Below are 4,735 nucleotides of genomic sequence, written 5' to 3' on the forward strand. Positions count from 1 at the left end.
TAGATTCAGGGAGCGGGTAATTTTATATTCCTGTCTGTAGCGGGTTAGTTCTTGCGGAGAGGGATAATCAAGCTTTAGCATTTTTACGACGATCCCTACTCCATCCTCTCTAATGCCCCGGTACACTAGAGAATTGTCACTTTCGTATATTTTGTTTTGGATAGCAATACCAGGCAGAGTGATCATAGAGCAACTCTTAAAAGGATATCTGGTACACCTCAAACTATACAGTAATTTTCTATTCCGAAAATAATTACTTACTGTTTGGTAATCGAGAATAAATTTGATGAAATAAAAGATTTAAACTCTGATTTCAGACTCCAAAACACTCAACACTTTTTCTTCCAGTCCTTATCCTCCATCAGTAACACCATATTCTCGCTCAATCAAACCCAACAGCTTCTCTTCCACAGCAGTAAGATAAGGCCGATTCACCTTCCCCAACGACTGCAACAGACTTTTGACTGTCTCCTCAAGCGAATCGGAATACACCCGACTGATGCGATCGCAAATCACCCGCATCTGCTCACACTCGGCAGGCAGGTAGTTGTACGACTTCAGGTATTGCAACCCAACTGTATACTCGCTATTCCAGGTTTTGACTGTACAGCTAAATTCGCCTACGTGGTTGACTATGCCCCAGCAGCCGCCCTTGCCTCTGAGTTCGGGATTATCCTTCGCTAAAATTTGGCACACTTCGCCTAGTTGGTAAGTGTTAGGTACTTGCGTCCTTTCCATTATGCGCTGCACCACATCTTTGACGATTCTAGCTGGCGGCACTTTAGAGCCAGCTTCCTCTACTGCGGTCTGCCATGCCTCTTGTTGCTGCTGCGGTTCTAACTTGGTCAGTGGTCGAACTTGCCCCTCTGCTGTTGGCAGGATTTGTAAACTTTGTGAGCGGGTTTCAACATTTTCACTTTCAGTTTCATTTTGTGTCCAATTTGGACACATTTTTCTCAGATTATCTATAACCTCGGCAGCTTCAATTAATCTGTAAGGATGACGGCGCTCAAAACCAAACCTGTCCTTGCAATATTCCTTGAAAGTGCTGTGGGTAGAGCGGTACAGACGGCGATCACGTAACTCGGAGAGCGCCTTACCTGCTTCAAAAAACGCCCGTTCTACCTTTCGCTCTAAATGCAGCCGATCGCTTTGTTCTGCCTCTGTTAGTTCTGGAACTTCAATCGCAGTAACAGTGATTGTTGCTGTAGCTGGGTTGTCTTCTTGGGCAAGATTATCTGGTGATGTCCTGTCACTCTCTGAAGTAGAGGTAGTTTTTTTGCGCTTAGGGGGTGGTTTAGTCATTCTTCTACCCCTTTAGTTCAATAATATTTTTTCAAATTCAGTTGCAAAGTAAATTTTGGAAACAGTTAATAACTGTTTACGCATAGCCCACCGCAGGCATCGTTTTTTTGGAGAATTGCAAGGCAGGGCAACAGGATTAATAGTCTGAGGGTCAACCATCAAACTTTACACCTAAGTCTATATTCAAAACTTGCTCAATTCTGCGAATTACATCCTCTGTTGCAGGCGCTCTTAAATCTTCGTTTTCTAACTGATACCAATAAGAGCGGCTTAACTTAGACTCACGACAAATATCAGTCAAAGTCCTTTCATCACGCTCCCTTGCCTGTCTTATTTTTTGCCCCAGTCCTGGAAAGTCTAGGACGGTTTCAACTACTCGCTTTACTTGCACTGAATTCATAGATAAGTTCTCCAAAACTAATCTTATTGTAATTTGTCTACAGACGCTTGACAAGTGTATGCAGACAGTTTACATTAATAGGTATAAAGAGAGCGCCCCGGACTACCAATCAGAAGCGCTTTCCGTCCCGTTAGGAACTTTATTAATTATGACTCATCACATCTACAGCCATCAACAGCTGCAACTGAAATCTATTGCGCGACTCAAGCAAATCTACAGCGAAATCGGCTGCACAGTCGAAGTAAGCGACAAACGCTGCAAGGATGCCTGGATTACTGCCATTGTTAACTATCAGGCAAGCAAGATTCAGAAAGTCACCCTCCCTGCCCTCGACAACCAAGCCGCAGCCCAAGCCGAACTCGACGGGTTCATCACTGCCCAAGCCCAAGCCATAGCTCCTGAACCACTGACAACGGTAGAAATCAGCTTCTACTACCATGAATTCTACGCAGGTTTTGAACTGGTAGCCACCATCACTCACGATGATGACCTAACCCAACCTTGGGTAGTAATGGTCAACAGTGTAGAAAAATTCCGCGCCAATACCTGGGCAAGATGCGAACGCTTCATCAATTGGCATCACCAAGACAGGACGCTTAACGAACGAGTCCCTGCACAAACTGAAACTCTCACTGAAGAACCTTGCACGACTGGTAACGAAATCATGGCTCAGATTTTCAACGAGTGCGAGAAGTACGGCTTTGAAATCCTCGATGATGGGATTTACAAGAACAATATGAAGCTGGGCGAAGTGGGACATACTGACGGCTGCTGGTGGTTCACACGCGCCGCAGACGCAACCCAACGCATACCCTGTGACTCGGCGTTAGATGCCGTGTACTGGCTGTCGATGGTGGACACGATGCTCGATGCAGAGGCGGCTGACTGTGAAGAACTGCTAGACCGACCGTTTGATGAGTTGACCCCTGATGAATGGCAACGGTTACGAGAGTATGCACCACTTCAAGAAAGCCGCGAGTTAGTAGCAGTGTAATTCCTTTCATACACCAGAGCGTAGGCGCAGCCCGCCGTAGGCATCGCTTGACTGTTCTGTTACAACTCCAGCGATCGCTCATCAACTACTCGCTTATTCAACTTTTTCCCCATTAAATCAATGCAACCCACAATCTCAATCCCCCAACACTGGGGCTACCCTCGCTTTGCCTTAGAACAGCGTACAAACCAGGGCATTATCCTGGGGCTTTATTACTATCCAAATGGTACAGAATTGGCTAATGAATTTGATGAAGGATGGCGTTACGTATTGATGCCTAACAAGAATTCTGACGAGATATCGTACTTGCAAGAGAATCAAATCCAGCCGCTCTCTCCAGAAGAATTATTCTCGGAAATTACCGCAGAGATTGAGTTTTACCAACAGCAGATAGCAATTCTACAACAGCAGTTAGCTGTAGTCACCGGAGGAAAAGCGAATGTCTAAACCGGTTGACAACGACTTTGAGCGTAGAGCAAACCATTTGCTGCGTGTACTTCAGTTTTGCGGCGGTTGTGTTCCTCTGCATCGCCTTCAATTCCAATTTTCCGATTCAGTCATTCAAACTCTGCTTGATAAGGAACTGGTGCAAGTGCAGAACACGGGACGCGGCTTTTTGTTAGAGATTGCCGAGGATTTTTAGGTTATTAATCCCAGAGGACAAACTTATGAAACTTTACGCTAAGACCATTTCAGCTACTCTGCCAGATTGGGCAAGCGTCGTTAAACAAAGTGCAGATTTGATTGAGATTGAAATCAATGATGAACACCCAAATTTCCAATCTCTGCTTGAAGAGTTAGAAACGGAGATTGAGCCAGGAACATTCGGTGTGAAAGCGGTTCGCAAAGCGTGCCGTAGGAAAGATTTATGTTTACGGCTTGGCATTGAAATGTCTAACCCCAGTCTCCACTACTTAGTTGAACAAGCTCAAACTCTGATATCTGAAATTGCTGCACATTCCCAATACAAAGAATTGCTGGAGAAAGGATATCAACCTGATTTAAATATCGCCGATGCTCAAACTGCGCTGACTTATTTGCAATGGGAGTTAGAGCGTAAATAAGAGGGGGAAAGGGAACCCCATATTTAAAAGCGTTTGCTCTGTACTGTATGGCGAAAAATTTTTCTTTCTCCTTTACCCTTTTTTCTTCTTCGTAGCACGAATCCATTAAACTTAACCGAGGTAAACATGGTTACTGAAATCAAACTAGGTTTATGCAACCCTCCCGAACCCATCTATTTATTTGTCGATCAGGGGGAAGTAGATGGCGAATCATTCGTTTGGTACAAGTTCAATATCAGCCAAGAGAAGAAAATCCCAGTTCCCCAAAGAGCATTAACTGGATATTTGTCTGAACTCCGCCTCACGACTAAAGAATTCAAAGGCAAGGACAACTTGAAGCTGGATATTGTTGTCAGTGCTGATGAACTTTACGTCATAAGAACTGGTGTTGAAACCAATTTTGCTAAAAGCTTTCTTCTAGCTGCATCATTAATCCAAGATTTTTCTAAGCCACTGATTATCGTTGCTAATGCTGGCGACGAAAACACGGTTTTCTGCAATCTTTATGATGCTGCAACCAAAACCAAAATTTATAGGGAATGGAGTAGAGATTTGGATTGGGCAACAATCATTCGTGACATTCAATCTCTCTTAGGTGGCAATTCCTCAACTATTCCATCCACACCAAAACTTAGCGTAGTTCCTCAACCAGTACCGACTCAAGACCTACGAATCAAAAATATCCGCACTTTGCTTGATTATCCCCTTGATTTGGTCAGAGAGTGGTTGGAATTTCAGGATGTTGACCGTCCAAGTCTACTTCATATTACCAAGATTAATGAACTGGTAAAAACAATGTGTTTGGCTTGGGCAGCAGATAAGTGCGAATATCCCAATCATGCTGAATCTTCGTATCAAAACCAAGTTGTTGATGCTGTTGTTAGCGGTGCTGATGAATTAACAGCAATCAACGCATGGATGCAAAATTTGCAAGCGGTAAAGACTGGAGCAGTGTAAATCAAAAGTCAGGAT

Annotated in this window: 7 protein-coding genes and 1 pseudogene; 5 read left to right on the forward strand and 3 right to left on the reverse strand. The window is 44.0% G+C overall.

Translation table 11 applies throughout. The features are described from left to right. The 3 genes and pseudogenes from H6G26_RS42220 to H6G26_RS38655 all read right to left on the reverse strand — a co-directional run. Positions 1-186: pseudogene (locus tag H6G26_RS42220) on the reverse strand (serine/threonine-protein kinase PknK); the annotation flags it as partial. 165 nt (positions 187-351) lie between these two features. Continuing rightward, positions 352-1,305 (reverse strand): hypothetical protein, encoded by a 954-nt coding sequence (locus H6G26_RS38650; RefSeq protein WP_190737049.1) that lies wholly within the window; start codon positions 1,303-1,305, stop codon positions 352-354. 151 nt (positions 1,306-1,456) lie between these two features. Next, positions 1,457-1,705, reverse strand: a complete 249-nt coding sequence (locus H6G26_RS38655) for a helix-turn-helix transcriptional regulator (RefSeq protein WP_190737052.1) — start codon at positions 1,703-1,705, stop codon at positions 1,457-1,459. A 58-nt stretch (positions 1,706-1,763) separates the two neighbouring features. On the opposite strand from H6G26_RS38655, the gene H6G26_RS38660 reads away from it, so the two are divergent. From H6G26_RS38660 to H6G26_RS38680, 5 genes are all read left to right on the forward strand, one after another. Next, positions 1,764-2,699 (forward strand): hypothetical protein, encoded by a 936-nt coding sequence (locus tag H6G26_RS38660; protein ID WP_242054303.1) that lies wholly within the window; start codon positions 1,764-1,766, stop codon positions 2,697-2,699. A 120-nt stretch (positions 2,700-2,819) separates the two neighbouring features. After that, positions 2,820-3,146 carry a hypothetical protein gene (locus H6G26_RS38665; RefSeq protein ID WP_190737054.1) on the forward strand — a complete coding sequence of 109 codons (327 nt, stop codon included), beginning with the start codon at positions 2,820-2,822 and terminating at the stop codon, positions 3,144-3,146. Further along, positions 3,139-3,342, forward strand: coding sequence for a hypothetical protein (locus H6G26_RS38670; RefSeq protein ID WP_190737056.1), 204 nt, complete (start codon positions 3,139-3,141; stop codon positions 3,340-3,342). Before H6G26_RS38665 ends, H6G26_RS38670 begins: the two co-directional genes overlap by 8 nt. Before the next feature lie 25 nt (positions 3,343-3,367). Continuing rightward, positions 3,368-3,763, forward strand: coding sequence for a hypothetical protein (locus H6G26_RS38675; protein WP_190737062.1), 396 nt, complete (start codon positions 3,368-3,370; stop codon positions 3,761-3,763). Between the two features lie 126 nt (positions 3,764-3,889). Beyond that, positions 3,890-4,720, forward strand: coding sequence for a hypothetical protein (locus H6G26_RS38680; RefSeq protein WP_190737058.1), 831 nt, complete (start codon positions 3,890-3,892; stop codon positions 4,718-4,720). Positions 4,721-4,735 lie beyond the last annotated feature (15 nt).

The sequence above is a fragment of the Nostoc sp. FACHB-888 genome (assembly GCF_014696655.1).
Classification (GTDB): domain Bacteria; phylum Cyanobacteriota; class Cyanobacteriia; order Cyanobacteriales; family Nostocaceae; genus Nostoc.

Coding starts and splice junctions, on each gene's coding strand:
- H6G26_RS38660 (WP_242054303.1), top strand. CDS start 1,764: ATGCAGACAGTTTACATTAATAGGTATAAAGAGAGCGCCCCGGACTAC.
- H6G26_RS38650 (WP_190737049.1), bottom strand. CDS start 1,305: ATGACTAAACCACCCCCTAAGCGCAAAAAAACTACCTCTACTTCAGAG.
- H6G26_RS38675 (WP_190737062.1), top strand. CDS start 3,368: ATGAAACTTTACGCTAAGACCATTTCAGCTACTCTGCCAGATTGGGCA.
- H6G26_RS38670 (WP_190737056.1), top strand. CDS start 3,139: ATGTCTAAACCGGTTGACAACGACTTTGAGCGTAGAGCAAACCATTTG.
- H6G26_RS38665 (WP_190737054.1), top strand. CDS start 2,820: ATGCAACCCACAATCTCAATCCCCCAACACTGGGGCTACCCTCGCTTT.
- H6G26_RS38655 (WP_190737052.1), bottom strand. CDS start 1,705: ATGAATTCAGTGCAAGTAAAGCGAGTAGTTGAAACCGTCCTAGACTTT.
- H6G26_RS38680 (WP_190737058.1), top strand. CDS start 3,890: ATGGTTACTGAAATCAAACTAGGTTTATGCAACCCTCCCGAACCCATC.